Here is a 323-nt window from a genome sequence, read left to right as displayed (position 1 = left end):
ATCGCTACTTTATTTCCAGAAATCGCAGAAAAAACGGTACAAAGAGTGATGCAAAAATATAATTGGTCTTGTCGTGTCAAAGTGAAAAAGCGTAAACGTACCGGTCAACCAGCGAACATAGCAGACAATACATTAGACCGTGATTTTAATGCAACAGCACCACTTCAGAAGCTCGTAACCGATATTACTTACTTGCCTTTTGGTCAGTCGATGTTATATCTTTCAAGCATCATGGATTTATACAACGGTGAAATCATTGCCTATACAGTCGGTGGTACACAAGATACATCGTTTATCTTAGATACGCTCGCTCAATTGAAACA

Annotated in this window: 1 protein-coding gene; it reads left to right on the top strand. The window is 38.7% G+C overall.

Annotated elements, in window-relative coordinates; all coding sequences use genetic code 11:
- Positions 1 to 323 (top strand): DDE-type integrase/transposase/recombinase (locus C9J35_RS23895; protein ID WP_499842797.1); only part of this gene is annotated, 323 nt, incomplete at both ends.

The sequence above is a fragment of the Lysinibacillus parviboronicapiens genome, assembly GCF_003049575.1.
Classification (GTDB): domain Bacteria; phylum Bacillota; class Bacilli; order Bacillales_A; family Planococcaceae; genus Lysinibacillus; species Lysinibacillus parviboronicapiens.
This window is presented reverse-complemented; position numbering and strand designations above follow the sequence as displayed.